Source organism: Martinezella lusitana, from assembly GCF_010668395.1.
GTDB lineage: Bacteria > Pseudomonadota > Alphaproteobacteria > Rhizobiales > Rhizobiaceae > Rhizobium > Rhizobium lusitanum_A.
Genome location: NZ_WUEY01000014.1, coordinates 134,419 through 159,664, shown reverse-complemented (window position 1 = coordinate 159,664; position 25,246 = coordinate 134,419). Strand labels below are relative to the sequence as shown.

Genomic DNA, 25,246 nt, shown 5'->3' with positions numbered 1-25,246 from the left:
GAGGTGGAGTCTAGCTTTCTGCGCTGGCGGGGTAGGTGGAGATTACTGGGGTATCGGCGACTTGGGCTGTTTTCGCCAATGGGTTGCCCAAGTTTCGAATTGATCGAGGTAAAGGTAAATTACCGGCGTTGTGAAAAGCGTCAGCGCCTGGCTGACAATAAGGCCGCCGACCATGGCATAGCCAAGCGGCTGACGCAGTTCGGAGCCTGTGCCATGTCCGAGCATCAGCGGGATAGCTCCAAGCAAGGCCGCCATTGTCGTCATGATGATTGGACGAAATCGCAGAAGGGCTGCACGGCGGATGGCGTCATGTGGCGAAAGATGATCGTCGCGCTCGGCGGTGATAGCAAAGTCAACGAGCAGGATGCCGTTCTTCTTGACGATACCTATCAGCAGAATGATGCCGATCAGCGCGATCATGCTGAAATCGAAGCCGAATACCATCAGGATGATGAGTGCGCCGGCGCCCGCCGCTGGCAGCGTCGAAAGAATAGTGAGCGGATGAACGTAGCTCTCATAGAGAATGCCGAGGATCAGATAGACGACGACAAGGGCGCCCAATATCAGGACAGGGATGGTCGAGAGCGATTGCTGGAACGCTTGCGCCGTACCCTGGAAGCTGGTCACGATCGTCGTCGGCATCTTAATGCCGGCTTGCGCGGCAACAATTGCATCGGTTGCCGCACCCAATGAACTCCCAGGCGTCAAATTGAAGCTGAGCGTGACGGCCGGAAACTGGCTTTGATGGTTGATAGACAGCGGCTGCACCGGCCCCGTAGACCAATGGGCGAAGGCGGCCAGTGGGACTTCGGCGCCGGTGGTCGATCTCAGGAAGATCTTGTCGAGCGTCGCCACGTCGCCCCGCAGCGTTGGAAGTATCTCCATAATGACTTCATAGGTTGAGACCTGCGTGAAATATTGGGCAATCTGCCGTTGGCCAAAGGCATCGTAAAGGGTGTCGTCGATGAGTTGCGGGGTCAAGCCGAAGCGCGATGCCTGGTCGCGGTTGACCGTCAGCGTCAGCGCGGTGCCGCTTATCTGCTGATCCGAGGCGACATCCCGCAGTTCCGGTAAAGTTTGCATCCTCGCGAGCAATTTGGGCGCCCAGACATTGAGCTCGGTCAGACTCGGCGCCTGCAATGTGTACTGATACTGCGTGCGCGACGTGCGGCCGCCGACGGTGACGTCCTGCGCAGCCTGTAGGAACAACCGCGCACCGGGAACAGTGGCCAGACCCGGCGCCAGCCGCGCCACAATTTGGTCGGCGGAGGCGTCTCTGTCTGCGCGCGGCTTCAGGGTTATGTAAAAGCGTCCAATATTGCCAGCATTCCCTGTTCCGCCAGACGACATGGCGAAATGGGCAATCGCCGGATCCTTGGCGATGATGGTTCCGAGCGCCTCCATATGCTGCATCATTGTAGCTGCTGATACATCTTCGCCGGCTTCCGCGATGCCTGAGATCATGCCCGTATCCTGCTGCGGAAAGAAGCCTTTCGGAATGATCACGAAGAGATAGATCGTGAGCCCAAAGGTGCCGAGAAATAACATAAGCGTGACAAGACGGAATCTCAGCACGATGTCGAGGCCGCGTTCGTACGCCTTCAACAGATGGTCAAACCCCTGTTCGCTCCATCGATAAAGACGGCCATGCGTGGTCGAAGTCGCGGACTTCAGATAGCGCGAGGCCAACATCGGGGTCAGCGTCAGAGACACCACTACCGACATGACGATTGTCATGGCGAGCGTTCCAGCGAATTCCTGGAACAGCCGACCAATAATGCCGCCCATTAGGAACAGGGGGATGAGCACGGCAATCAGCGAAATGCTGATCGAGATGATGGTGAAGGCGATTTCGCCCGACCCTTTTATCGCCGCCGCATAAGGCTCCATTCCCTCTTCGATATAGCGCATTATGTTTTCGAGCATCACGATGGCGTCGTCGACGACAAAGCCGACGGAGATTGTCAGGGCCATCAGCGAGAGGTTGTCGAGGCTGTATGTCGCCGACCACATCAAGGCGCAGGCGCCCAGCAGCGCCAGTGGAACCGTGATGCCGGGAATGATCGTCGCCCAAAAGTTGCGAAGAAAGACAAAGATGACCGTGACGACAAGGATGATCGTAATCAGCAATGTATATTGGACATCCTTGACCGAGGCGCGGATCGTCTGCGTGCGGTCGGACAGGATGAAGACCTGCAGGGACGGTGGCAGTGTTGCCTTCAGGCCGGGCAGCGTCGCCATGATCTTGTCCACGGTTGTAATGACATTGGCGCCTGGCTGCTGGAAAATGATCAGGAAGACGCCGCGTTTGCCGTCGGCCCAAGCCGCCTGGGTCGAATCCTGCGCGGCGCTGACGGCTTGGCCAACATCGCGGACCCGCAATGGGCTGTTATCGCGGTAGCTGAGAATGACGTCGTTCCAGGCCCCTACATCGACTTGGTCGTTTGTGTAGATCGTGTAGGATTGTGCTGGCCCGTTGACCGCTCCTTTGGGCCCGTTAGCGGTTGCGACCGAGAGGGCTGCACGGGCGTCTTCGAGCGAGAACGATTTAGCGACCAGCTTTGCGGGATCAAGCTGGATCCGGACTGCTGGCTTTTGCTGACCGCCGACCGTTACCTGCGCGACACCTGAAATCTGGCTGATCTGCTGTGCGAGCTTTGTTTCGATCTCATCATCGAGTTCCGTCAGCGGCATCGTTGCCGATGTCGCGCCGAGCAAGAGAATAGGGGAATTGGCGGGATTGACCTTTCGATAGGTCGGCGGCCCTGGAAGGTCCTTCGGCAGTTGTCCACTCGCCGAGTTGATCGCAGCCTGGACATCGTTGGCGGCGCCATCGATGGCGCGGTCGAGGTCGAACTGAATGATGATCGTCGTCGAGCCGAGTGTACTCGTCGACGTCATCTGCGTCACACTGGGGATTTGGGAGAATTGCGTCTCGAGCGGTTGGGCGACAGAGGCCGCCATCGTCTCGGGATCGGCTCCCGGCAAGGATGCGCTGACCTGGATCGTCGGGAAGTCCACCTCCGGCAGCGGAGCGACCGGCAATCGCGGATAGGCAACGATCCCTCCGAAGAGAATGCCGACCATCAGGAGGGAGGTCGCGATCGGTTGACGGATGAAGGCGGCCGAGATGTTGAACGCCATGGTCACGGCACCTTGGCAGCGGGCGCAACCTGATTGGCGGGTAGCGTGCCATCGACCAGTGTCCCCGGACCCAGGCGATATTGTCCGGATGTCACGACGACCTCGCCGGAGTGAAGTCCGGTCAACACGACGGCGGTCCCGTCGCTGTCGGAGCCAATGGTGATGGCCACCATGGCGACTTTGTCGTCAGCTCCGATAACATATGCATAGAGCCCGTCCGGTCCGTTCTGTATCGCGCCATGTGGAATGACGGTCACCTGGCGCAGCGTTTCGACCAGAAGCCGTGTCGAGATCGAAAGACCGGGCGACAAGACATTGTCGGCATTGGTGAACGTCGCCTTCAGGCTGATGCTGCCGCTTGTCGCATCGACCGCGTTGTTGACGATCGCCAGCCGGCCTTTGGAGAGGGTCTTGAGACCGTCGGAACTCTCGGCGAGGACTGGGACATCGCCCGCCGCAAGTGCTGTGTAGATACGGCCTATATCTTCTTCAGGCGCGGTGAAGACGACCGAAATCGGCTGCAATTGGTCAATCGCAACCATGCTGGTTGCGTTCGCGGCGTGGACGATGTTGCCGACGTCGACAAGTCGAAACCCGGCTCTGCCGGTGATCGGGGCGCGGATCGTGGTATAATGAAGCTGGAGTTGAGAGCTGTCGATCTGGGCCTGGTCGCCCTTGATCATGGCAGCAAGTTGATCGACGGTCGCCTGCTGCGTGTCGAGCTGCTGCTTGGAATCAGCGCCCTTTCCTGAGAGATCGGTTATCCGCTTCAGGTTCAACTCGGCCTCCGTTTGGCTTGCCTGATCCTGGGCCTTCTTGGCTTCGGCGGCATCAAGGGCCGCTTGGTATGGGCGTGGATCGATGTTGAAGAGCAGATCTCCCTTGGCGACCATTTGCCCTTGTTTGAAGCCGACCTTGATTATTTCGCCGTCAACCCGGCTACTAACGACGACGGTTTGGTACGGTGCGACCGTCCCAAGTCCGTTCAGATAGATCGGGACATCAGCAGTAACGACCTTCGCAGCAGTAACGGGAACCTTGATTGGCAGAGCGTTTGTCGCTTTGGCCGCGGAAGCGGCCTGCTTTTCGACCGAGCTCCACCACCAGATAATGCTGCCAGCGATCACAAGCACTCCGACGACAGCGGCAGCTAACCAGAGACGCAGGGCTGGCAGTGATCGTGGATCGGACACGTTCGGGATCTCACAGTCTTCTACAAACGCCGACGATGGCACCCATAAAAGTATAACGCGTCAATCGGTGCGAGGCAGCTTCGGGAACTACTCATTCTGTGCAGCAGTCTGTTCGCATGCAGAAATGGTCAACATTCCACTTTAACTGGTCGTAGTTCTGGAAACTCTGTGTCGGGAGCCCTTGCGGCGATGTTGGGCGCATTCTCTGGCCCGCGGAGCCTCTTAACTCTGGGCGACGCAGCGTAGATTCCGAGGTTGGCGCCATTTGGGGATGTCGGTTAAATTGACGTCAAGCAAGTAGCATAAGTGAATGTCGCCCGGCCGCTGTCGGTTCGCGGCGAATCGCTGTTTTTCGGACATGAAAATCCCGGTTCGATTGAGCCTAGATCGCTTGTGCTATCCAGACGGCCAGAGGGCCGAAAAGGAGCAAGGTGATGCCGTTGTTCGTACTGTATGCTGTTCCTGCCGTCATAATAATTGCACTCGTCCTGGCCGCAAAGGCTGTCCGAATTTTGCGGGAGTACGAGAGAGCTGTCGTTTTCACGCTCGGGCGCTTTCAGAGCGTTAAAGGTCCAGGTCTCGTTGCGCTAATTCCTTTCATCCAGGAAATGGTTCGCGTCGATTTACGTATTCAGGTCATCGAGATCCCCAGCCAAGACGTCATTTCTCGCGACAACGTGTCGATGAAGGTCGATGCCGTACTGTATTTCAACGTCGTCAATCCCGAGCACGCCATCATCGAGGTGGAGGCTTATAAAGCCGCCACGAACATGCTGGCGCAAACCACTCTGCGCGCCGTGCTAGGACAGCATGATCTTGATGAGATGCTGTCGGAACGCAAGAAGCTGAGCGCTGACGTTCAGGCTATTCTGGATAGCCAGACCGAGACGTGGGGCATCAAGGTCAGCAATGTCGAGATCCGGACCGTAGAGCTCACGGAGAACATGGTCCGGGCGATTGCCAAGCAGGCAGAAGCTGAACGCGACAGGCGCGCCAAGGTCATTCATGCAGATGCAGAGTTTCAGGCTTCGCAGACACTCGTCAATGCCGCGAAAATTCTCTCGTCCGTTCCTGCCGCAATGCAGCTGCGGTATTTACAGACGCTGACGGAAATCGGAGCGGAGCAGAACTCCATTGTGGTCTTCCCAATGCCGATCGATATCATCAGACCGTTCCTCGACCTCTTCGATGCGGACAAGGGGGCGACCAGTTCAAATGGCTCTACTCGCCTGCCGACCAAGGGCATTCCATTGAGTGTCCATGTTCCGGACGCTACGTAGATGCTGGTAGTTGCCTGGTAGATGCCCGGCATTTCACTTTTTCGGGCTTTGCCAACTGTGGCCTATCGTCTGTTGATGCTTTTGTTAGAGGCGGCGCGGAAATCATCGCGGCACACGCCTGACAAACCACGATGTAAGAAGGATTTACACTCTGGCACCCGTAAATCAGGCGGACTTGCCACCGGCATCGCTCGAAGAGGCGCACCGGTTTTCAAGGGAGCGTGACGCCGGCGAGGCAGCTCGTTGGTTGTCGCGACAATCGGTCGCCACTTAATCGCGAATTTCAGGATATTCTAAAAAACATTGGAACGTATGGCTCTTTGAGCAGTTGGTTGATGCCGTCGGCATGACCGAAGGTAATTCCTCAGGAGGAAGAAATGGCTACTCATCCGTCCAACGAACATCATCATACAGCAGCCGGACATCATGCCGCCGCCGCCCACCACCACTATGAGGCGGCACATGCGCACACGCACGGCAAGCATGACGAGGCCAAGCATCACTCTATGGCGGCTCAGGAGCATGCCGAGAGAGCACATAAGTCCACAGCGGAAGCCCACAAACATTCCGGGAAATAGCATATGGCTTCCCGTCAGGGTTAATAAGGGTGCCTTCACTCGCGTGAAGGCACCCCCCGGCGCCCACACAAATAGGTGCCCGAGGATGATCGGCTTACCCGTACCGTTGCTTTTGCCCTCCGGGACGCGATGGACTGCAATCCGTGTTCTAATTTCGACGATGCGCAACATCCTGCGCGCGTGACCGCTCGTATCGGCATGCCGCAATGCCCTGGCCGGCTCATTGAGCCGGGACGACCCAGGGAAAATATTCTGTCTCTCGGTTGCCGGTGTTCGGGTCATCTGAAGGAGGGATGGGGTACTCGCCGCCGTCGGCTTCACGCGCTGCGTTCAAATCCCACACCGCCGAGCCGACTTTCCACTCCTATCGCTATCCGGTCAGCTAGGTCGAAGGATCGGTTTGTGAAAATACCCTGCGCAGTTTCATGGAGTTCCACCGGAGGCGTTTTTGTTGCCAGTGCCGAGCTTGGGGGCGGCCACTTCGGCGGCCTCGGATCTATCGGCCTCTTTTTCTGTTTCCTCGTGCTGATCTTCGGCGCGTTGCCAATGGTCGAGGTGGCGCCCTTCAGGTCGTCCTTCGTCCTCCCAGATCCGATAGGCTCGCTCGCGACGTTTATCTTCGTTGTCATCCATTGAAATTGCTCCTTGCTGGTTTGGCGACATGGCCGTGTTTGTGACATCTTCAAAGAGTGTCCTCCGACGACCTCTATCGGTGCGGCATGTCTTTCGTCAGTTCACTAAAGGAAGGTGCCCGACGTTTCGCCTTCATCAACAAATCAAGCTCAATCGCCGATGGGCCAAACCGAATGAAAAGATCTTCGGCCATACCATCGTCCAGGCTGTACTTTTTCTGAAACTCCGCCAGCGAGTAAGGAACGCCCCTTACTTGTCTTCGTCGCTCGAAGGCCCGTTGTGTATTCATGCCGATTTCTCCTCACTGTTTCGATGATGCAAATCGATACCGTGGCCGAAAGTTCCACCGGAGCCAAAATATCGCAAGGAAGCACGCGTAAGCAGCGAGACCGCAGCAGTTAGATTTATAAGCTGTATCGCCCTGAATACTGTTGCGGGCAGGGAACAAAAACGCGGGCAGCGCCGTTCAGTGGCACCGCGGCCGGCAAGAAGCAGTTCTTGTCATTGGCAGAGGTAGCCGGAAATGGGCTCCGAATGCCTGCTCGGAGCCGCAAGGCCATAGGGCTCTTGCCATCGAGCCAGAAGAGAGAACATATTGGCGAACTGAACAGCTCGCGCGAACAAGGCATCCAAGTCAGTGTAAGAAGCCATGAAACGCCCCGCGTGCGGAACGGGCATGCCCGCAGAAGAAGTCCTTTGAGCAGAGTTTTGTCTGCTTCAATTTGAGCGGTCGGAACTTTGCCGGTCACGCCGTCCCGCTTAGCGCGGTCGAAGGAAGTGCAGATGACGATTGATGACAAGACTGACCCGGCTATCAAAACGACGGAGCCAAAAACCGCTGCAGATGTGCAAGGAAGGTCGCTCGATCTACCCTCAAATCCGGTCGTCGTGCTGCTGGCGATACTGGTGGTGCTCGCTGTCTTGTGTCTTGCCTATGTAGCAGCCGAGATTGTGCTGCCGATCGTCTTGGCGCTCGTTCTCAAACTCCTGTTCCAGCCGGCCATGCGGTTGTTGGAGAAACTCGGTTTTCCACGAAGCCTTGCGGCACTGGCGCTGATCTTGTTGGTCTTCGGAGCCATTGTCGCGATTGGCGCAGCAATATCCGGTCCTGCGACGGAATGGGCTGCGAAGTTACCGGACGGCATTCCCAGATTGCAGCAGCGTCTCAAATTTCTCAATGAACCCGTCGATACATTGCAGACATTCTTGCATAAGGTTGACGGCTTTATGCAGCAGGGATCGGGAGCGAATGGCGGCTCTGGATCTACCATCGCTGCTACGCTTTTTGCAGGCACCACTCACTTTGCAGCCAGCTTCTTCGAGACGATCGTCATATTGTTCTTCTTGCTTGTCTCCGGAAGCACGTTCCTGAAACGGATGGTGGAGATACTACCCAATTTCAAGGAAAAACGACAGGTCGTCGAGCTGTCTCAGGATGTCGAGAGGAACATCTCCGCCTATCTGGTGACCATCACGGTCATGAATGCAGCTGTCGGCTTGGCCACCGGTATTTCCATGTGGCTGACCGGGCTTGGTGATCCGGTCCTATGGGGTGTCACAGCCTTCCTGCTCAACTTCGTCCCGATCATGGGGCCGCTTCTAGGCATCTGCATTTTCCTGCTGGCCGGTTTGCTGGTGATCGATACGCTGTGGCTGGCTCTTCTGCCGGCGGCGCTTTATCTGGCGATACATATCGCCGAGGGCGAAATCGTCACGCCTGTTCTTCTCGCCCGGCGGTTCACGCTCAATCCAGTGCTTGTGATCATAGCCTTGATCTTCTGGTTCTGGATGTGGGGAGTGCCTGGAGCGATCTTGGCGGTACCGATGCTTGCCATCACGAAAATCGTCTGCGATGGAATTCGCCCGCTTGCCGCTATCGGGCATTTCCTCAGCGGCGACGAATAGTCGAGACCATGCCGCTCAGGGACGATATTTCTCTGCGAAGCCTTGCCTGGAATTTCCAAGAAAGAAACGCACCATCTCGCTTGTTGCGTCTGGACCGTGCTGATCGGTGTACGACCCGCCGGCATTGCCTCCAGACCAGGCATGGCCGGTGCCGTCCACGAGCCAGTATTCCAGCGTAGACAATCCTTCCGGATTCATAACGATTGTCCTCGTGTAGGCTCGCCCGCCTTCGGAACGGTCGGTTTGTGTTTGGGTGGTGTAGCCGGTGCCTTGCAAGGTGGCTGATGCGGCAATCCGCTCGGCATTGGAAGGATGCACCGTGCGGTCATCGCTTCCCTGAAAGACGATCGTGCGAACCCCAAATGCAGAGCTTGCTCGTGGTTTCGACATAGCTCCTGAATCTCCGCGCATGGCGCAGAGGGCCGACATGACGTCGCTCGCTGAACCATAGGCTAGCCCTGAGTGAATGCCCACGGCACCGTACAGATCAGGATAAGTCTCGGCCATAACGGCGGCCATTGCGCCGCCAGCTGACATGCCCGCCACAAAAACCCGGCTCCCATTCAGGCCGAACCGGGACATGATCTCTGCCGTAATTCCTGCAATGATTGAGGGTTCCCCCTCGCCGCGCTTCTGATCGGTGGGTCGGAACCAGTTCCAGCAGGATGACGGGTTTGCCGTTCCAGTCTGTCGGGGATAGGCGACGAGAAGGCCATTTGCCTCGGCAACTGCATTCATGCCCGTACCTGTGGCGAAGTCATCGGGGTCCTGCTTGCAGCCATGCAGCATGATGATCAATCCTTGCGGCGGGTCCCGCTCGGCTGCCGGGATGTAGAGCTTGTAGCTTCGGGTGCCGGCCGCGCACGTGTAGGATCGCGTAAGAAACTGCGACTTGCCTTCCGCTGCGGGAGAGGGGCTATGTTTCTCCAGTCCGGACAAGCGTGTGCCCGGCACCGATCCGAATATGCCAGCGCGCGTCCTTCCCTCGCGCAGGATCCGCAATGTTTCTCCCAGGGGCTTTCGCATCCGTTGCGAGGTTGCAGCGCTGCCAAGCGGTTCGCTGGATTGGATATTTGGCGTTGCTCCCGGCTCGACGATCTCGGCGTTGGGGTCGATCGAGAACGGTTTCGAACGATGCGACGGAGGAGTGGGGTTGATCTCCGGCTTTGAAGTTGCGCGAGGCCTGGAGGTTGGACGGCCGACAAGTGCATCTTGGATCACGCGTGTCGCCTCGGCAAGGTTCAAGGCGCGCGTCGAGGACGCCGCCCGCCTCATGGCAATGAAGAAATCGTCATTCATGTCGATGTCCTTGTTGGGCGGCCTGTAGTCTTAGCGAATGCGTTTGGCTAGTGCCGCTTTTAGTTCCGGACTGGCTTGAAGGGCGCCGAGCACGGTGATGGATTCGATCGTCGCCAAGGCGAGCTCGGGGGTGACATCTGGCGCGATGCGCGCCAGTCCGACCACTTTGATATGAAGTCGCTCTCCGGCCGCCCTGATTGCTTCCAGATCGGCCTTGCTGTAGTCCCGCAGCCCCAGTTCCAGGGTTTGTCGGACGATTGATTGCTTGACGGTCTCGCCTTCGGCGGCAAGCTGGCTTCGGATCGCTGTTCGGATGAAATCGCTGCGATTGGAATAGAAGCCCTCCTGGACGAGAAGATCGATACGACCGAGATCGACATAGCCGAGATTGATCGTAATTTTCTCCGATTCGCCGCTCTTGTCGCGGAACTTGTAAACGTCGCCTGACATATTAACTCCATCCGTATGGATGTTAATTGGATGGTATATAGATGGTTTACAAGAGCGATCCTTAAAATGAATCGCTTGGACTAAAATTATGTCACCTCACCTGACGTAAATCGGGCATCTTTGGAGCAGACGCTATCGACTTTAACGGGACTCACGCCGACGGCCCGGGCCGCTCGGCGTTGTTTGCAGCCTTCACGACCTCTTCAACCGTAACAGCTTGGTCGCGGGCATATTGCCAAGATCGTTGGCGGCGATTGGGCATGCGCTATGTCGGAAACAGAAAGGCAGTGCGGCGTGAGCGCTCGCTATCGATCGACTTGAGGCTCGAACCAGAGGGCAAAATGCCGCTCTTCCGTAGCGTCAAGCAAAGTCCCTCAAGTTAAACTTGATCATTTCGTACCCAGACGCTGACGCTACCTCCGTCAACCGGAAATGCCGCCTTACCGGTTTCATCCGTCGTCACCTGATCGTCCCGATGACCGAGAAAATCGCGAAACGCGACGCCGCCCTGATCAGGACCCAGGTCAACCATCTTCTCACCTCGCTCGCCGTTCGAAATGATGACAACACATCCCGGTGCCTCGGCGCTGCCATGTCGGACGACGCCGATGCATGAGCTGTGGTCGAGGAGGTCGGTCTGAGGCCCATTCGCAAATCGCGACCGCGCCTCGATGAGCTTGGGCAGGCAGGCAATCGCCGGCATGTCGATCTGCTCGGCGCCGCCATTTGGGTTTTCGATGGTGTACTGCGCGCCGTAAAGGTCCGGATAGAAGACACACGGCACGCCCTGTTCGCGAAGAAGGATCAACGCGTAGGCCAGCGGTTTGAACCAGGGCTCGACTGCCGCCTCCAGGGATTGGCCTCGCTGCGTGTCGTGATTGTCGACCAGCGTAACGGCATGATCCGGTGAAGCCGACACCAGCGATCCATCGAGGATCGTGCGCATGTCGAAGCTCTCACCTTGAGAGGCGTCGTGGAAGCGTTGGTGGAGCGCGACATCGAACAGCGTGAGCTGCTTGTCGACCAGGTCGAGGTAGCTCTTCAAGGTCTCCATATCGGGATGCCAATATTCGGCAACGACAAAAATGTCTGGATCTACCGTGTCGCGCATATGGCCGACCCAATCGCGGAAAAACCAGGCAGGGATATGCTTGGCCGCATCGAGGCGAAATCCATTCGTGGGGATCTGTTCGGCGAGCCATCGACCCCAATATTTAAGTTCCTCATAAACTGCCTTGTTTCGGAACTCGACATCGGCTCCCATCAGATAATCGAAATTACCAAGCTCGTCGTCGACCTCGACATTCCACTCGCCATCGCCGTATTCATTGACGAGCCGGAAGATGCCCGTCTCATCCGGCTGTTCGATGTGATCGACGCCGCTGAAGCACTTCGCGTCCCAAATGAACTTGGAGTACTTTCCCTGACGACCGGGAAAGGTGAAGCGGGTGTAGGCGAGCGCTCGAAACTCCTCTTCCTCGATCTGGAGCCTGTTTTCTGCATCCACACGACGAACCCGCACGTTCTCTTCCTCGTCGGCGCCCATCTTGTGATTGAGGACGACGTCGTGGATGACGCGAAGGCCCTTGTTCTCCAGGGTTCGGCAAGCATTCTCAAGGGCAGGGCGATCGCCGTATTTGGTAGCAACCGTTCCCTTCTGATCGAATTCGCCGAGATCGAACAGGTCGTAGGTGTCATAGCCAACGGAATAACCACCCGAGGCTCCTTTGTAAGCAGGCGGCAGCCAGACATCGGTGACGCCCATGGCCGCGAGATCCTCGGCTTTTTGCGCGACCTCGTCCCAAAGGTGGCCCCCGTCCGGATAATTCCAATGAAAGAACTGCAGCAAGGTGCGTTGGGTCAATGGATTCCTCATCTTTCTATCAGGCTCCGTCTATCGGCTTGGGGTAAGAATGGTGCTGACGTGACGCCGCCGATTACCTGATCGGGACCGGCGCATTGCCGAGCTTCACCGAGGGTTCTCGATCCCAAATGCGCAGCTTCCCGAGTTCCGAGACAAAGGCAGACGGCCCATCGCCGGGCAGCGGAAGAACGCCTTCATCACGTTCGCTGTCGATGCCGGCTTTCTCCAGCAACGGTATGGCTGATTGGTCATAGCCAATGAACTTGCAATGCTGGAAGGCGTCCGCGATAAAATCACGCGCCGCTGCTTCATTAACAATGTCGGCAATCGCGTCAGCCGATATCAGTAGTGCCACCGCATCGAAAAGAACCGATGGCCCGCCGTCGATCATGTGGTGAGCCTGGATCCAGGTTCCATCGGATGCTTTCACGCCACCGACCTTCGGCGCGATCAGTTCAAAGACGGCCTTCTCTCCCGTGATGGCCGCAGTCAGCCCTTTCAACAGCTTTATATCGACGCCATCGGTGATTAGAATGCCGAGCTTGCGACCTTCGAAACGCTTCGGGCCGCGTTCCACGATACTAAGCGCCGGCGAGGGCGCCAGATCCTGACGGGTCGGAACTGCAGCGTCCGCCGGCTTTGGCATCGCCCGAAACCCTAGCTTTTGTGCAACGGTGTTGGCCAACGTCTCATCGATGTTGAGAAGATGAGACACCATGCGTTCGCGGATCGCGGGCGTTTCGACCTTGCTCAGCTCGAACGTCAGGGCGGATGCGATATGGCGTTGTTCCGGTGCGGTCTGGCTGATGTAGAATTGCCGGGCCTGGCTATAATGGTCGGCAAAGCTTTCGGGACGTAGGCGGGCCTTCGTTCCCTGTTCTTCCGCCGGGAAGTGACGATAGCCTCGTGTGGGCGACTCCCGCGGCCCTTCCCCGGAGGAGTTCGGCTCGTAGTTCACCCGGCCGGTCGGGTTTCGCATCGCCATGTGGCCGTCCTGCTGAAAATGCGCAAAGGGACACTTCGGCGCATTGATCGGCAGATGGGTGAAGTTCGGGCCGCCGAGGCGCTTCAATTGCGTGTCGAGGTAGGAGAAGTTGCGGCCCTGCAGCAGCGGATCGTTACTGAAATCGATACCGGGCGGAACGTTCTGGGTCATGAAGGCGACCTGTTCGGTTTCTGCAAAGAAATTGTCGGGCATCCGATCGAGCACCAGGCGGCCGATCGGTTGCGGCGGTAGGATCTCTTCCGGAATGATCTTGGTCGGATCGAGCACGTCAAAATCGAAATTGTCGGCGAATTTCTGATCGAAGAGCTGGACCTGCAATTCCCATTCGGGAAAATTACCCGACTGGATCGCGTGCCAGAGGTCGCGACGATGGAAATCGGGATCGGCGCCGTTGATCTTGACGGCTTCATTCCAGGCAACCGACTGAAGGCCAAGCTTCGGTTTCCAGTGAAACTTGACGAAGGTCGACTCATCCTTCGCATTGACCAGTCGGAACGTATGAACGCCGAAGCCTTCCATGAAACGCAGGGAGCGAGGGATGGTTCGGTCCGACATGATCCACATGATCATGTTCATGCTTTCAGGTGTCAGGCTGATAAAGTCCCAGAAGTTGTCATGAGCGGTCTGGGCTTGAGGGAATGCGCGATCCGGCTCCTGCTTGGCCGCATGGATAAGGTCCGGAAATTTGATGGCATCCTGGATGAAGAAGACCGGGATGTTGTTGCCGACGAGATCCCAATTTCCCTCTTGAGTATAAAGTTTGACCGCAAAGCCGCGAACGTCGCGAGCCAGATCCGCAGAACCTTTATTGCCGGCGACCGTGGAGAAGCGAACAAAAGCCGGGGTCTTCTGACCACGGCGTTGGAAGAGATCGGCCTTGGTATAGGCAGCCAGAGACTCATAGGTCTCGAAATACCCGTGGGCACCATAGCCTCGCGCATGAACGACCCGTTCCGGGATGCGTTCGTGGTCGAAATGGAAAATCTTTTCCCGAAAATGAAAGTCGTCCACGACGAGAGGCCCTCGAGGACCAACGCGGAGCGAGTTCTGATCGTCGGCGACTGGTCCACCCTGGGCCGTCGTCAGAACGGGAGCCTTGCCTTCTGCAATCTGATGAAGCTCTCCGCCGGCGCCACGCAGAAGCTTCTGGTCGTGGATGGTCGCAGTTGTGACTTTCGGCGCCTGCGATGCCGCACTGGTTTTCTTGGCCATCTGGGCCTCCTGCATGTTTTGAGTTTGAAGGACACCAGCGAAACAAAAGGCCGTCAGAAATCCGATCAGAGTTTCGAGGACTATACCTATCAAACCGTCGATCGCTTCTAAAGTTCCGGCATCTTTTGAGAATTGTGCGCCCTTCGATGTCGGCAACCGGGTATTCCCATGATCGCGCTGAGGCATTTCGACGTCATCGTGCCGTGGCCAAGGCGTCGGGACGAGGAGACGTCGAAGAGGAGCGCCCCAAATCAGTTGGAACATCGGCGGTTACGCGCCGTTACCGGATATGCCCCGAACGAGGCTATCCCAATGACAGCCCGTCCTTTCGGACATCTCAATGCCATTGACGCAAGCGTGTTCGTTAGATCAGGGAGGCAGATGTGTTCAAAGGATTCGAGCTTGCCATGGTCGATGTGGGGGCGGGGACCTTGCGTGTTCGATATGGAGGCTCGGGACCGCCGCTGCTATTGCTCCATGGGCATCCTCGTACGCACATGACATGGGGCAGCGTCGCCGATCTACTTTCGCCGCACTTCACCGTGGTCTGTCCTGATCTAAGAGGCTTTGGCAGGTCGTTTCAGCCTGGGGATGAAAAAGACAGTAATGGGTCGTCAAAACGCGCCAAGGCGGGTGATTGTCTCAATCTCATGAAGACGCTCGGGCATGAGAAGTTCGCGGTTGCGGGGCATGACCGCGGCAGCTACGTGGCGTTTCGGCTAGCGATGGATTTCCCCGACATCATCGAGAAGGTCGCCGTTATAGACAGCATTCCCATCATCGAACATCTCGACAGGATGGACTGGCAGTTTGCCCGCGATTGGTATCACTGGTTCTTCTTCGCGCAGCCGGAAAAGCCTGAGCGCGCGATCAATATCAAACCCTTGGCGTGGTACGACAAGATTGCTCCCGACATGATGGGACATGACGCCTATGCCGATCTTCTCGCTGTGATTCATGATCCCGCTGTTGTTCACGGCATGATCGAGGATTATCGGGCCGGACTTACCGTGGATCGGGAGCAAGAACTGGAGGACCGGGCGGCTGGAAGAAAGATCGCCTGCCCCTTGCTTTGTCTATGGTCGAGCCGCGACGATCTGGAGATGCATTTCGGCGACCCTTTGGCGATATGGCACTCCTGGGCCAACAATGTTCGCGGCCACGCTATCGACAGCGGCCACCATGTTGCGGAGGAGAATCCGACCGCTCTTTCGGACGCGCTGCTGCATTTCTTTCGAGAGCGCTGAGCGGTGGCATTGGTTCGCCTGGTATCGAGTGGCTCGGCTTGAATAGGTCGATAGGGAACCCGCGGGTCGATCGGCGTATGCATCGCCACCGCTTGCCCTCATCCTCAGCAATCGTGATCTGAACGAGGGCGGCGGCGGCGCGCACCGAGTCGGGTCCGTGATTGCATTGTCAATCGGGGAACTAAGCCCAGGTGAGCCCGTTCACTTCCGGTATAGGAGGAAACTCATGGCTCCCCGTTCATTTTGGAAAGGTTATTTGAAACTCTCGCTCGTGACGTGCCCGGTTGCGATGGCGCCGGCAACGACCGAAAACGAAAAGGTTCGCTTTCACACCCTTAACAGAACCACCGGCAACCGGATCGTCAGCCGCTACATCGATAACGTTACGGGTAAAGCCGTGGACGAAGATGATGAGGTCAAAGGATATGAGCGGGGCGAGGGCGATTATGTCATGCTGGAGGACGACGAACTCGATGCGGTGGCGCTTGAGAGCACGCGCACGATCGACATTGAGCTGTTCGTGCCGCGCGACAGTATCGAATGGATCTGGCTCGACACGCCGCACTATCTGACGCCGGATGATGCCGTCGGTGAGGAAGCCTATTGTGTCATCCGCGATGCCATGGCGGCCACGCAAATGATCGGAATCTCGCGGCTGGTCATGTACCGCCGCGAGCGGGCGGTCATGCTGGAACCACTAGACAAGGGTATCATATTATGGACATTGCGATTTGGCGATGAAGTGCGCGGCGAGGGGGACTATTTCGGCGATATCGAGGCGAAATCAGTGGATTCGAAGCTGCTGGCTATGATGCGAAAACTGATCGTGGAACGCACCAAGCCGTGGGATCCCGGCATGGTTGCCGATCCCGTGCAGCAAAAACTGCTCGACATCATCGCATCCAGAAAGAAGGGCCGCAAACGCCCCGCAAAGGCTCGAGCCGATCAAGAGGCGGCGCCCGGCAATGTCATCAGCATCATGGACGCGCTTCGAAAGAGCCTTTCGCAGGAAGCCGGCGCAAAGAAACGGTAGGGGTCGAGGTTGCGTTAATCCCGTGAGAATGGCCGGCCTCAGACGCTGCGCTTCCGTCTTTTCTCGGCACGTAGCGGCACGGCCGATGTCTTGAATTCGGCCCATGGGTCTGAACGAAGTGCGCCAAGCCTTGCCGGCGCGTTGAGCACGGTGAAATAGTCAGGCCCGATGGCGGCGCTAAGTTCATCCCATGACAGAGGCATGGAAACCGCGGCACCCGAACGGGCGCGCGTCGAATATGGCGCCACCGCCGTGGCACCTCGCTGGTTGCGAAGGTAGTCAATCAGGATCTTTCCCTTCCGTTTCGATTTGGCGATGGTCGAGACGCAACGTCCGGGGCTGTCAGATGCCATCGCATCGGCGATACCCTTCGTAAAGGCTTTGATCTCTGGCCATTCAGCTTTCGGCACGAGCGGGCAGACAATGTGCAGACCCTTGCCGCCCGATGTCTTGACGAAGGGGGTAAGCCCTGCCTGAATCAGCCGCTCTCGCGTTTCCTCCGCCGCAGCAATCACCTCGCTCCAATTGACACCAGGCCCCGGATCGAGGTCCATGACGATGGTGTCCGGCTTCTCCCAATTGCCGATCATCGATCCCCATGGATGAATCTCAAGGACCGCTGCCTGCACCAGGCCAATCAGCCCATCGAGACCGTTGATGCTGACATAGGGCTCTTCGTCTTTAGGATCCTTGGCAAGGGCAATATTCCGGTTCATGCCATTCCACGCGTGCTTCTGGAAGAAGTGCTGGCCATTGATCCCGTTCGGGCAACGGACCAGCGCTAAGGGTCGACTGACGATGAACGGCCCCATATGGCTCCAGACTTCAGCATAATAATCGGCAAGCCCAGCCTTGGTCACACCCTCGTCCGGCCAATAGAGGCGGTCGCCATGGGTCAGGGTCACGTTGGGTCGGACAGGTGTTGCCCGTGCCTTCGCCGCAGCTTTCGGCACCTCGCGCACGATTTCCAAGGGATCCTTGTCTTCGCGCAGACCGCGGAAAGAGGCGTGGCGCAAATGCCCGTCGGCTGTCCATGTGCGGAATTCGACCTCTGCCACCAAATCGGGCTGCACGAAGCGGACGCCTCGACTTTCCTCGGCGGTCAGTGTCGCCGCAAAGGGGCTTTGGTCGGCCTTCAGGCGGCTCAGTCTTTTGAAGAGCTGCTCGGCAACGACATTGCTGAAACCCGTGCCGACGCGGCCGACGTGCTCGAGCTTGCCCTTGTCATAGACGCCAAGGACCAGCGATCCGATAGCCTTTCTGGAGGTGCTGGAGGCGACCCAGCCGGCAATGACGAACTCCTGGCGCGACGAGCATTTCGATTTGACCCATGTCTTTCCGCGCCCAGATCGATAAGGGTCACTCGCCACCTTGGAAACAATGCCCTCCAGGCTGAGCCGACAGGCATGCTTCAACAACAGATCACCATTCGCATCGAAGTGGCTGCTGAAACGCAGGGTCCCGGTCTCCGCGGGTATGATCTCCTGCAGTAGTTCCTTACGCTGGACCAGCGGGCAAGCCCGGAGATCATAGCCGTCGAGAAAGATGAGATCGAACGCGTAGAAGACGAAGCGATCGCTGCGGCCCTCGCTGAGATCCGATTGCAAGGCGGAGAAATCCGAAGCGCCGGCTGCCTGCTCCACCACCAGCTCTCCATCGATGATGGCCGCTCCGACTGGCAGGCTTTTGAAGGCGCCGACAATGTCCTTGCCGAACTTTGCCGTCCAGTCGAGGCCGCTGCGGGTCAGCAACTTGATGCGGCCGGCCTCGATGCGAACCTCGAGCCGATAGCCGTCGAATTTGATTTCATGAAGCCAGCGTGCTCCGAGCGGCGGCTTTGACACCAGAGTTGCCAAAGCAGGCTTGACGAAGGTCGGGAGTGCCGCTTTTTTTGCACCTTTCACGGTAGACGGTTCGGCGAGGGCGGGCGCTGCATCGGGGGGAGTGGGTTCGGGCTTGTTCTTCGGCTTGGGTTTCCTGCGATCGATCCTGCCCGTCCTGGAGGACCAACCTGGCTCTTCTCCCTTGACCTCGTCAATCTCTCTGCCCGTTTTGGCCGATTCCGGTCGCTCATCGAGTATGTCGGGCGCGCCTTCCGGTCGGGCCGCATCGTCCTCTCCTTTGATCAGCAGCCAGTTTTCTCTCTTGTCCCGTGGCTTTCCGGCCATACGGATCAGATGCCAATGACCTCCCAGTTTTTCTCCATGCAGCTCGAATTCGAGATGGCCCTTGGCGTAACCCTTATGGGGATCGCCGAGCGGCGTCCAGGAACCGCGATCCCAGACGATGACGGTGCCTCCGCCATATTCACCCTTCGGGATGGTGCCTTCGAAGTCGCCATATTCCAGAGGATGATCCTCCGTTTGTACGGCGAGCCGCTTCTCGCCGACGACCAGGCTCGGTCCCCTGGTGACGGCCCAGCTTTTCAACACGCCATCCATTTCAAGGCGAAAATCATAATGAAGCCGGCGCGCCGCATGCTTTTGAATGACGAAGCTGCTGCCGGCAGGCTTTCGCTTTCTGGCCGCCCGGCCCTTCGGCTCTGCTGTTCTGCCGAAATCGCGTTTACGGTTGTAATCCTCTAGCGCCATTGTCAACTCGCCTTGCGCTCACGCCGTGACGGTGTCCGCGGGTTCGATTTCGCTGTCTTTCCACGCGCAGAACCCGACTTCGTCGTTGCCCGTTTCGATTTGCCGCCATTGCGCAAGCCGGCACTCTCTCGCAGAGCCTCCATGAGATCGGTGACATCGGTCACTTTGGTGGGCTTGCGTACCGGGATCGGCTTGCCTTCGACTTTGGCCTTGACGAGCTCGGTGAGCGCCGCCTCGTAGCGATCGTCGAACGCGCTCGCGTCGAATGCACCTTTCTTCGTGGCAATGATGTGTTTGGCGAGATCGAGCATCTCGCCCTTGATTTTGATATCCGGCACATCTTCGAAGGCCTCGTCCACCGGGCGAACCTCGTAGTCGAAGTTCAAGGTCGTGGCGATCAAGCCCTTTCCATGCGCGCGGATCATGAACGTCCGCAGGCGCCGGAAAATAACTGTCTGGGCGATCGCGGCGACCTTCTGCTTGCGCATTCCTTCGCGGATCAGCGCAAAGGCCTCTTCGCCGGCGGCGGCTGAAGGAGCGAGATAATAAGGCCGATCAAAATAAACGTCATCGATATCGGAGCACGCAAGAAACGCCGTCACGTGGAGGATCTTGTCGCTTTCCGGAACGGCAGCGGCGACCTCGTCGGGTTCAAGAATGATGTAGTCGTCCTTGTTGATCTCATAGCCCTTGACCTGATCGTCGCGCTCCACCGGTTTTCCGGTCTCGCTGTCGACGAACTCCCGCCTCACGCGATTGCCGGTTTCCCGGTTGAGGGTATGGAAGGAGATCCGCTCCGACGTCGAAACGGCGGTGTAGAGGGCGACCGCGCAGCTCACCTCACCAAATTTCAGAAATCCCTTCCATTGCGCGCGCGGGGCCATATGACAACTCCAGATCGACACTCGGAATCAAACGAGACACGCCGAGCATTGTTCCTCGGGCGGCAGAGGGCGCCTGCCTTGGCGGCATCGGCGCGAAAGGAAATCAAATATCGATCAGGGCAATCCCAAGATCCTTTTGATGGCTGCGTCGAAGATGGCTCGGCGCTTCGACAATAGTTGCCTCTAATGTCGAATGAACGGTTCCGTCGAGAAAATGGCCTCTGCGGGTCGAGCCATCCTTCAGGCCAAGGACAGCATGGAGATGCAGGCTCGCCTTGCCGTCATCACCCGTCGCAAATGTTGCGAGCGCGGAATAGGCTTCTTCGTTGGTGTCGAGTACGATGACGTAGGTCTTTTGGCCGTCTACCTCGCTGATTTTTCTGAAGTTCATGAGGAATTCCTTGCCATATTGGCGTCACGGGATTGGGCAATCGGCAAATCCGCTTGGACTGGCCTCGAAAAGCAATTCGCACCTATCACCATCGGCATGATGCCGCCAATCTGCTCATGAGGCTCGTCCGCCTTCGTCATCAATAACGCTGGTATCGGGGCGGTCTCCGCCAGCGGCATGTTGCGTATGCCAGCCGCCATCGGGAAGCTGATAGGCAATCTCGGCATCGCGACCTTCGAGATGTTGGCGTTCGGCCGCCGCCTTGGCCGCGGCAAGCGCGGTGTCGTGGTCCGGGAAGGTCTCAGACCAAACGTCTCCAAGGCGGTAGCCATATCCGCCATCGTGCTTTCCAACATGGTAGGTAACAGTCATCCCCTTACCCTCCATTCCGGCGCCTCCTGGCGCTTACCGTCTTGCCAGGCGCATGACGAGCGATACGACGAACAATATGAGGAAGATGAAGAAAAGGATTTGAGCGATTGACGCCGATGCACCCGCAATGCCACCGAACCCGAGCGCGCCTGCTATCAGGGCCACGACTAGAAATACCAGCGCGTAATAGAGCATCTTTGCCTCCACAGTTGTTACGATGGGAAAACGACGCAAACCACGCTTGGTTCCTCGCCATGAACAGGAGGTCGATTAATTTATTGAATCACAACGATATTGAGGCGCGTATTCATGCTTGGTGACGCGTTCAAACAGACCCGCTGGCGACCGCCGCCGACGTCGGATTTGAAGGCTTCGTTATTGGCGATGATACTCGGAACAAAGGCCGGAAGGCCGAGTTACTACCAAGCCAGAATAGATTGGCAGATAACCCGCTTGGGTGAGGAGGAACGATGGCCACTGACAAGCACGAACAGATCCGCCGCCGCGCTTACGAACTATGGGAGGAGGAAGGCCGCCCGGAGGGAGCGGCAATGCGCCATTGGCTGCAAGCCGCCGATGAACTAGAGGAAGACAATGAGCATGAGACGCTGACGGATCTGATTGATGAGGACGACCGTGATGACGAAGCCATGCTTCATGCCGCTGGCGAAAGCGGAGATTTTGGCCGGTCGCCACCAAACGGAAGAACGGTGACACCGCTGGACGTTGATCACTATACGAAATCCTGAATGTCCAATTCAGGAGGATGGCGCCGCTCGGCGGCGTCGAAGATGATAGGCCTGAAGCCTGGCCACCTGCCGCTCTAGGTGACATTGATTGAGGGCAAAAAGGACATGACTTCGTTGCGGCGCCTGGGAGCGAGCCCCTCTATTTCCTGTTTCCAAAAAGTCTCGGCTTCCGGCGGATCACCTTCCCAGCTTTTGGTCGATAGAATGTTATCGTCCATCACCAGAAGTCTGCGTCCACCCAGACGCAGATATTCGTTCGCAAGGTCCTGAGCGCTGTTGTTCATCATTCTAGTCCTCGAAAAGGATCGATGACGTCTGCAACCCACCGCCTGTTTGCTGACACGAAATGGCTTGCAACGGCGAGGAGAAGGGCTCTCGCGGCCCTTCCATGGGTTTCGTCACTGGCATTTTTTGGTGGAGGTCTTGTCGTTCGTCTGGCTATCCTGCGCGCTATTGCTCTGAGTGGTGTTCTTACCGGTCTTCACCGCGTTGCAGTCCTGGGATTGGCCATTGGAATTGGCATGGCTGCCGGACGTGTCGCCGCCGTTCGTACCCGCGTTTCCATTGGACGTATCGCCGCTCTGCGAGCCGGTGCCTGCGCCATTGCCGCTGCCCGAGCCGCTGGAGCTGGACTGCTGCGCCATGGCGGCGGTGGCCATGCCAATTGAAAGGACACACACAGCGATCATCTTCGTAGACATTGGATATTTCCTCTCTTCTGTTGTCATGTTCAAACTCGCCGGCCTTGAAGTTGTTTCGAAATATTCAGATTTTATTTCTCGGGAACCTCAGCAACTTTGGGCCGTTAACGGCAGTAGTTTGATACGGTCTTCCACTAACAGGGCTTGCTTTGGACAATTCCGCACCATTGACGCAAAGATATGCCTTGCGCCGCGACCAGCCACTATGGGCCGCCATCCGCGGCGGATCGATCAAAACGGGCCAAACTATTGCTCACAACGCCTATGACGTGATCATTGTCGGTGCCGGCATAAGCGGTGCCCTTATGGCGCATGCACTGAGCGGGAAAAATCTGCGCGTCCTCGTGGTCGATCGCCGGTCACCCGTGCAGGGGAGCAGCCTAGCAAGCACGGCGATGATCCAGCATGAAATCGATGTTCCTCTGCATGTGCTTCAGAAATCGATGGGGGTCAGGAACGCTCAGCGCGTTTGGCAGCGTTCGGCAGGCGCGGTGGAGCAACTCGCGGGAATTGTACAAGATCTCAATATCAAATGCTCGTTCCAGCGAAAAAGGAGCCTGTTTCTGGCAGGGGAGGAATACGGCGCGCGTGCATTGAAGGCGGAATGGGAGGCGAGGAGCGAAGCGGGCATCGGGGCAGAGCTTCTAGGTGCTTCAGTGCTACGAGAACAGTTCCAGATCGTTCGCACGGCCGCGATCGACAGCACGATCTCTGCCTCTGCGAATCCAGCGCAACTGACAGCGGGAATTCTCCGGCGCGCCGCGATGCATGGCACGGAAATCGCTTCCAGCGTCGAGATCAAGGATGTCAGGGCATTTGACGAGGATGTGGTGCTCTCGACGTCGGAAGGAACCATGCTGTCGGCGCGACAGGTCGTGTTCTGCACGGGTTACGAATTCTTGGAATCGCTTGCGAACAAAAGCCAGAAGGTGATTTCCACTTGGGCTCTCGCCAGCCGGCCCAAGCTCAAACGGCCGGAGTGGCTGGATCAGTATCTCGTCTGGGAAGGATCCGATCCGTATCTCTATTTTCGATCCACACCTGACGGCAGGGTCATTCTTGGGGGAGAAGATGAAAATGGTGAAGACGCTTACAAGGACCAGACGAAGCGCGCGCGCAAGACGAAGGCGCTGGTCGAAAAGCTAGCGGACCTCACAGGCATAGCGATTGGGAAGCCGGAATTCAAATGGTCAGCGGCCTTTGCCGTTACACCTGATGGCCTGCCTATGATTGGACGTGTCCCTCACATGAAGAACGTGTTCGTGACAATGGGTTTCGGGGGAAATGGCATCACATTCAGTCAGATCGCAGCCGAGCTGATCGCGGGCGAGATCCTTGGGCATCATGATACCGATTGGGATCTGTTTCCTATTTCCTGAGGCGATCAAGAGTTCAGCGGCCGTCATTGTGCGGATGAGACGCTTGCCAACGTTGGGAACTATAGGCTGTTGCGGGCGTTCGGGTAAGGCCAACACAAGAGGAGGCCATAATGATTTCCGCAGACAAGATTGCCGAACATATGGAAGTGATCGCGGCAGATGGCATCCATGTCGGGACCGTCGACCACATGGATGGAGAAAGCCGCATCAAGCTTACCAAAAACGGCTTCGACGACGGTCGGCACCATCTGATCCCGATCGATTGGGTCGATCACGTCGACGCCCACGTCCATCTGACGAAAAATTCGGACTATGTCCGTAGCCAATGGTCTTCGATCAACTGACAGATCGTGAAGGGGCCATGGTCATTGCTCTGTGGCCCCATTCCTGTGCATCATCGCACGGCATTCGAGCTATATCGAGGCGATAGCGCACTCTGCTCTTGCGTTGGTTTGATATCCTCAACCACTATCGCTTCGCGGAGGGATCCCAATTCTTCTTTACGCGATCGGCTTCATCCGCATCGGCGCGTCCCGATGGGATTCCCGGGGAAGCTGTCGATACAGGGTCCGATGCTGGAAAGGTGTCTTCCAGGCCTTTCTCGAGTGAGCCCTTGGCGTTCTTTTTGCGCTGCTCGGCCTGTTCCTGTTTCATCGATTCGACCGCTGGCGACTTGTCATTGGACATTGATGTTCCTCCGGTGTCTAGGGTAATCCGCCTAGCTCCAAGAAGTTCCGTCTTGGCCGGTCCATCGGCAGTTTGGACGGCGCTCGGCAAAGTCAAATTAGCTTCGCATCGCTTTGGCGAGAGGTTCAGCGTGCTCGTCGATAGCGCCGACTATTGCTCGGAAGGGATGCTTGAGTTCGTGTGGCCTTCATTGACGGACATAACGCCGTTTGCAGTCGATGGAACAATCTAGGGTCTGACGTGTTTCCTCCAAGTATCCGCAACTGGATGCAAAATTCGGAGGAACTCCATGAAAAAGTTGGCTTTTAGCCTTGCTGCCATATGTCTGGCGGCCCCGGTCGCGTTCGCCCAGAGCGAGACGCCGAAGACATCGCAGACCACTCCTGCAATGCCCACTTCCGGCGAAACCAATCCCGGCGCACCGGTGGCTGGCAAAAACAGTTTTACCGAGGCCCAAGCAAAATCGCGGATCGAAAACGCAGGCTACACCGACGTGTCGGGTCTCAAACTCGATGACCAGGGCGTATGGCGGGCGATGGCCAGCAAGGATGGAAAGCAGGGAAGCGTCTCTGTCGACTTCCAAGGCAATGTCGTGATGGCAAAGTGATCGCTTTCAACGATCAAACCACAATAACAATGAAGAGGAAA

The 25,246-nt window shown here is 57.4% G+C and carries 25 protein-coding genes; 9 read left to right on the top strand and 16 right to left on the bottom strand.

The genetic code is table 11. From position 1 onward, the window contains the following. Positions 1-42 precede the first annotated feature (42 nt). A complete protein-coding gene (locus tag GR212_RS25495) occupies positions 43-3,144 on the bottom strand; it encodes an efflux RND transporter permease subunit (protein ID WP_163990776.1) in 3,102 nt (1,033 codons plus the stop codon). Positions 3,145-3,146: 2 nt separating this feature from the next. Beyond that, positions 3,147-4,271 carry an efflux RND transporter periplasmic adaptor subunit gene (locus GR212_RS25490; RefSeq protein WP_348643533.1) on the bottom strand — a complete coding sequence of 375 codons (1,125 nt, stop codon included), beginning with the start codon at positions 4,269-4,271 and terminating at the stop codon, positions 3,147-3,149. Between the two features lie 500 nt (positions 4,272-4,771). On the opposite strand from GR212_RS25490, the gene GR212_RS25485 reads away from it, so the two are divergent. Continuing rightward, a complete protein-coding gene (locus tag GR212_RS25485; RefSeq protein ID WP_163990774.1) occupies positions 4,772-5,617 on the top strand; it encodes a slipin family protein in 846 nt (281 codons plus the stop codon). Between the two features lie 377 nt (positions 5,618-5,994). Beyond that, a complete protein-coding gene (locus GR212_RS25480) occupies positions 5,995-6,195 on the top strand; it encodes a hypothetical protein (protein WP_163990772.1) in 201 nt (66 codons plus the stop codon). A 423-nt stretch (positions 6,196-6,618) separates the two neighbouring features. On the opposite strand, the gene GR212_RS25475 is transcribed toward GR212_RS25480, so the two are convergent. After that, a complete protein-coding gene (locus GR212_RS25475) occupies positions 6,619-6,828 on the bottom strand; it encodes a DUF2934 domain-containing protein (RefSeq protein WP_163990770.1) in 210 nt (69 codons plus the stop codon). Between the two features lie 73 nt (positions 6,829-6,901). Beyond that, complete coding sequence (locus tag GR212_RS25470; protein ID WP_163990768.1) at positions 6,902-7,117, bottom strand: hypothetical protein; 216 nt, start codon at positions 7,115-7,117, stop codon at positions 6,902-6,904. A 494-nt stretch (positions 7,118-7,611) separates the two neighbouring features. Between GR212_RS25470 and GR212_RS25465 the strand changes: the two genes are divergently transcribed. Continuing rightward, positions 7,612-8,733, top strand: coding sequence for an AI-2E family transporter (locus GR212_RS25465; RefSeq protein WP_163990766.1), 1,122 nt, complete (start codon positions 7,612-7,614; stop codon positions 8,731-8,733). Positions 8,734-8,748: 15 nt separating this feature from the next. Here GR212_RS25465 and GR212_RS25460 read toward each other — a convergent pair whose 3' ends face one another. The 4 genes from GR212_RS25460 to catE all read right to left on the bottom strand — a co-directional run bounded on the left by GR212_RS25460 (position 8,749) and on the right by catE (position 14,564). Next, positions 8,749-10,032, bottom strand: a complete 1,284-nt coding sequence (locus tag GR212_RS25460) for an extracellular catalytic domain type 1 short-chain-length polyhydroxyalkanoate depolymerase (RefSeq protein ID WP_163990764.1) — start codon at positions 10,030-10,032, stop codon at positions 8,749-8,751. A gap of 30 nt (positions 10,033-10,062) precedes the next feature. Further along, positions 10,063-10,482 carry a CopG family transcriptional regulator gene (locus GR212_RS25455; protein ID WP_163990762.1) on the bottom strand — a complete coding sequence of 140 codons (420 nt, stop codon included), beginning with the start codon at positions 10,480-10,482 and terminating at the stop codon, positions 10,063-10,065. 379 nt (positions 10,483-10,861) lie between these two features. Beyond that, a complete protein-coding gene (amyA, locus tag GR212_RS25450) occupies positions 10,862-12,346 on the bottom strand; it encodes an alpha-amylase (protein WP_163990760.1) in 1,485 nt (494 codons plus the stop codon). A 73-nt stretch (positions 12,347-12,419) separates the two neighbouring features. Beyond that, the gene (gene catE / locus GR212_RS25445; RefSeq protein WP_163990758.1) at positions 12,420-14,564 is read right to left on the bottom strand and encodes a catalase C; all 2,145 of its coding nucleotides are present in this window, start codon (positions 14,562-14,564) and stop codon (positions 12,420-12,422) included. 383 nt (positions 14,565-14,947) lie between these two features. Between catE and GR212_RS25440 the strand changes: the two genes are divergently transcribed. Both GR212_RS25440 and GR212_RS25435 read left to right on the top strand, forming a co-directional pair. Next, a complete protein-coding gene (locus GR212_RS25440) occupies positions 14,948-15,811 on the top strand; it encodes an alpha/beta fold hydrolase (RefSeq protein WP_163990756.1) in 864 nt (287 codons plus the stop codon). 226 nt (positions 15,812-16,037) lie between these two features. Next, a complete protein-coding gene (locus GR212_RS25435) occupies positions 16,038-16,844 on the top strand; it encodes a Ku protein (protein WP_163990837.1) in 807 nt (268 codons plus the stop codon). A gap of 38 nt (positions 16,845-16,882) precedes the next feature. Here GR212_RS25435 and ligD read toward each other — a convergent pair whose 3' ends face one another. From ligD to GR212_RS25410, 5 genes are all read right to left on the bottom strand, one after another. Next, entirely contained in the window at positions 16,883-19,435 is a 2,553-nt protein-coding gene (gene ligD, locus GR212_RS25430; protein ID WP_163990754.1) for a DNA ligase D, read from the bottom strand. 2 nt (positions 19,436-19,437) lie between these two features. Beyond that, positions 19,438-20,319, bottom strand: coding sequence for a Ku protein (locus GR212_RS25425; protein WP_163990752.1), 882 nt, complete (start codon positions 20,317-20,319; stop codon positions 19,438-19,440). A gap of 103 nt (positions 20,320-20,422) precedes the next feature. Next, positions 20,423-20,710 carry a PCC domain-containing protein gene (locus GR212_RS25420; protein ID WP_163990750.1) on the bottom strand — a complete coding sequence of 96 codons (288 nt, stop codon included), beginning with the start codon at positions 20,708-20,710 and terminating at the stop codon, positions 20,423-20,425. A gap of 114 nt (positions 20,711-20,824) precedes the next feature. Then, positions 20,825-21,082, bottom strand: a complete 258-nt coding sequence (locus GR212_RS25415; RefSeq protein ID WP_163990748.1) for a hypothetical protein — start codon at positions 21,080-21,082, stop codon at positions 20,825-20,827. Between the two features lie 33 nt (positions 21,083-21,115). Continuing rightward, positions 21,116-21,277, bottom strand: a complete 162-nt coding sequence (locus tag GR212_RS25410) for a DUF1328 domain-containing protein (protein ID WP_068396316.1) — start codon at positions 21,275-21,277, stop codon at positions 21,116-21,118. 275 nt (positions 21,278-21,552) lie between these two features. On the opposite strand from GR212_RS25410, the gene GR212_RS25405 reads away from it, so the two are divergent. Then, a complete protein-coding gene (locus GR212_RS25405; protein ID WP_163990746.1) occupies positions 21,553-21,831 on the top strand; it encodes a DUF2934 domain-containing protein in 279 nt (92 codons plus the stop codon). 74 nt (positions 21,832-21,905) lie between these two features. On the opposite strand, the gene GR212_RS25400 is transcribed toward GR212_RS25405, so the two are convergent. Both GR212_RS25400 and GR212_RS25395 read right to left on the bottom strand, forming a co-directional pair. Further along, positions 21,906-22,118, bottom strand: a complete 213-nt coding sequence (locus tag GR212_RS25400; protein WP_348643532.1) for a hypothetical protein — start codon at positions 22,116-22,118, stop codon at positions 21,906-21,908. Between the two features lie 111 nt (positions 22,119-22,229). Next, complete coding sequence (locus GR212_RS25395) at positions 22,230-22,532, bottom strand: hypothetical protein (protein ID WP_163990744.1); 303 nt, start codon at positions 22,530-22,532, stop codon at positions 22,230-22,232. A gap of 185 nt (positions 22,533-22,717) precedes the next feature. On the opposite strand from GR212_RS25395, the gene GR212_RS25390 reads away from it, so the two are divergent. Continuing rightward, a complete protein-coding gene (locus tag GR212_RS25390; RefSeq protein ID WP_246725949.1) occupies positions 22,718-23,911 on the top strand; it encodes an NAD(P)/FAD-dependent oxidoreductase in 1,194 nt (397 codons plus the stop codon). Positions 23,912-24,021: 110 nt separating this feature from the next. Next, complete coding sequence (locus GR212_RS25385; RefSeq protein WP_163990740.1) at positions 24,022-24,255, top strand: DUF2171 domain-containing protein; 234 nt, start codon at positions 24,022-24,024, stop codon at positions 24,253-24,255. 124 nt (positions 24,256-24,379) lie between these two features. Here the strand turns inward: GR212_RS25385 and GR212_RS25380 are convergent, their stop codons facing one another. Next, positions 24,380-24,598, bottom strand: coding sequence for a hypothetical protein (locus tag GR212_RS25380; protein ID WP_163990738.1), 219 nt, complete (start codon positions 24,596-24,598; stop codon positions 24,380-24,382). A 289-nt stretch (positions 24,599-24,887) separates the two neighbouring features. Between GR212_RS25380 and GR212_RS25375 the strand changes: the two genes are divergently transcribed. After that, the gene (locus GR212_RS25375; RefSeq protein ID WP_163990736.1) at positions 24,888-25,205 is read left to right on the top strand and encodes a PepSY domain-containing protein; all 318 of its coding nucleotides are present in this window, start codon (positions 24,888-24,890) and stop codon (positions 25,203-25,205) included. Positions 25,206-25,246: the final 41 nt, after the last annotated feature.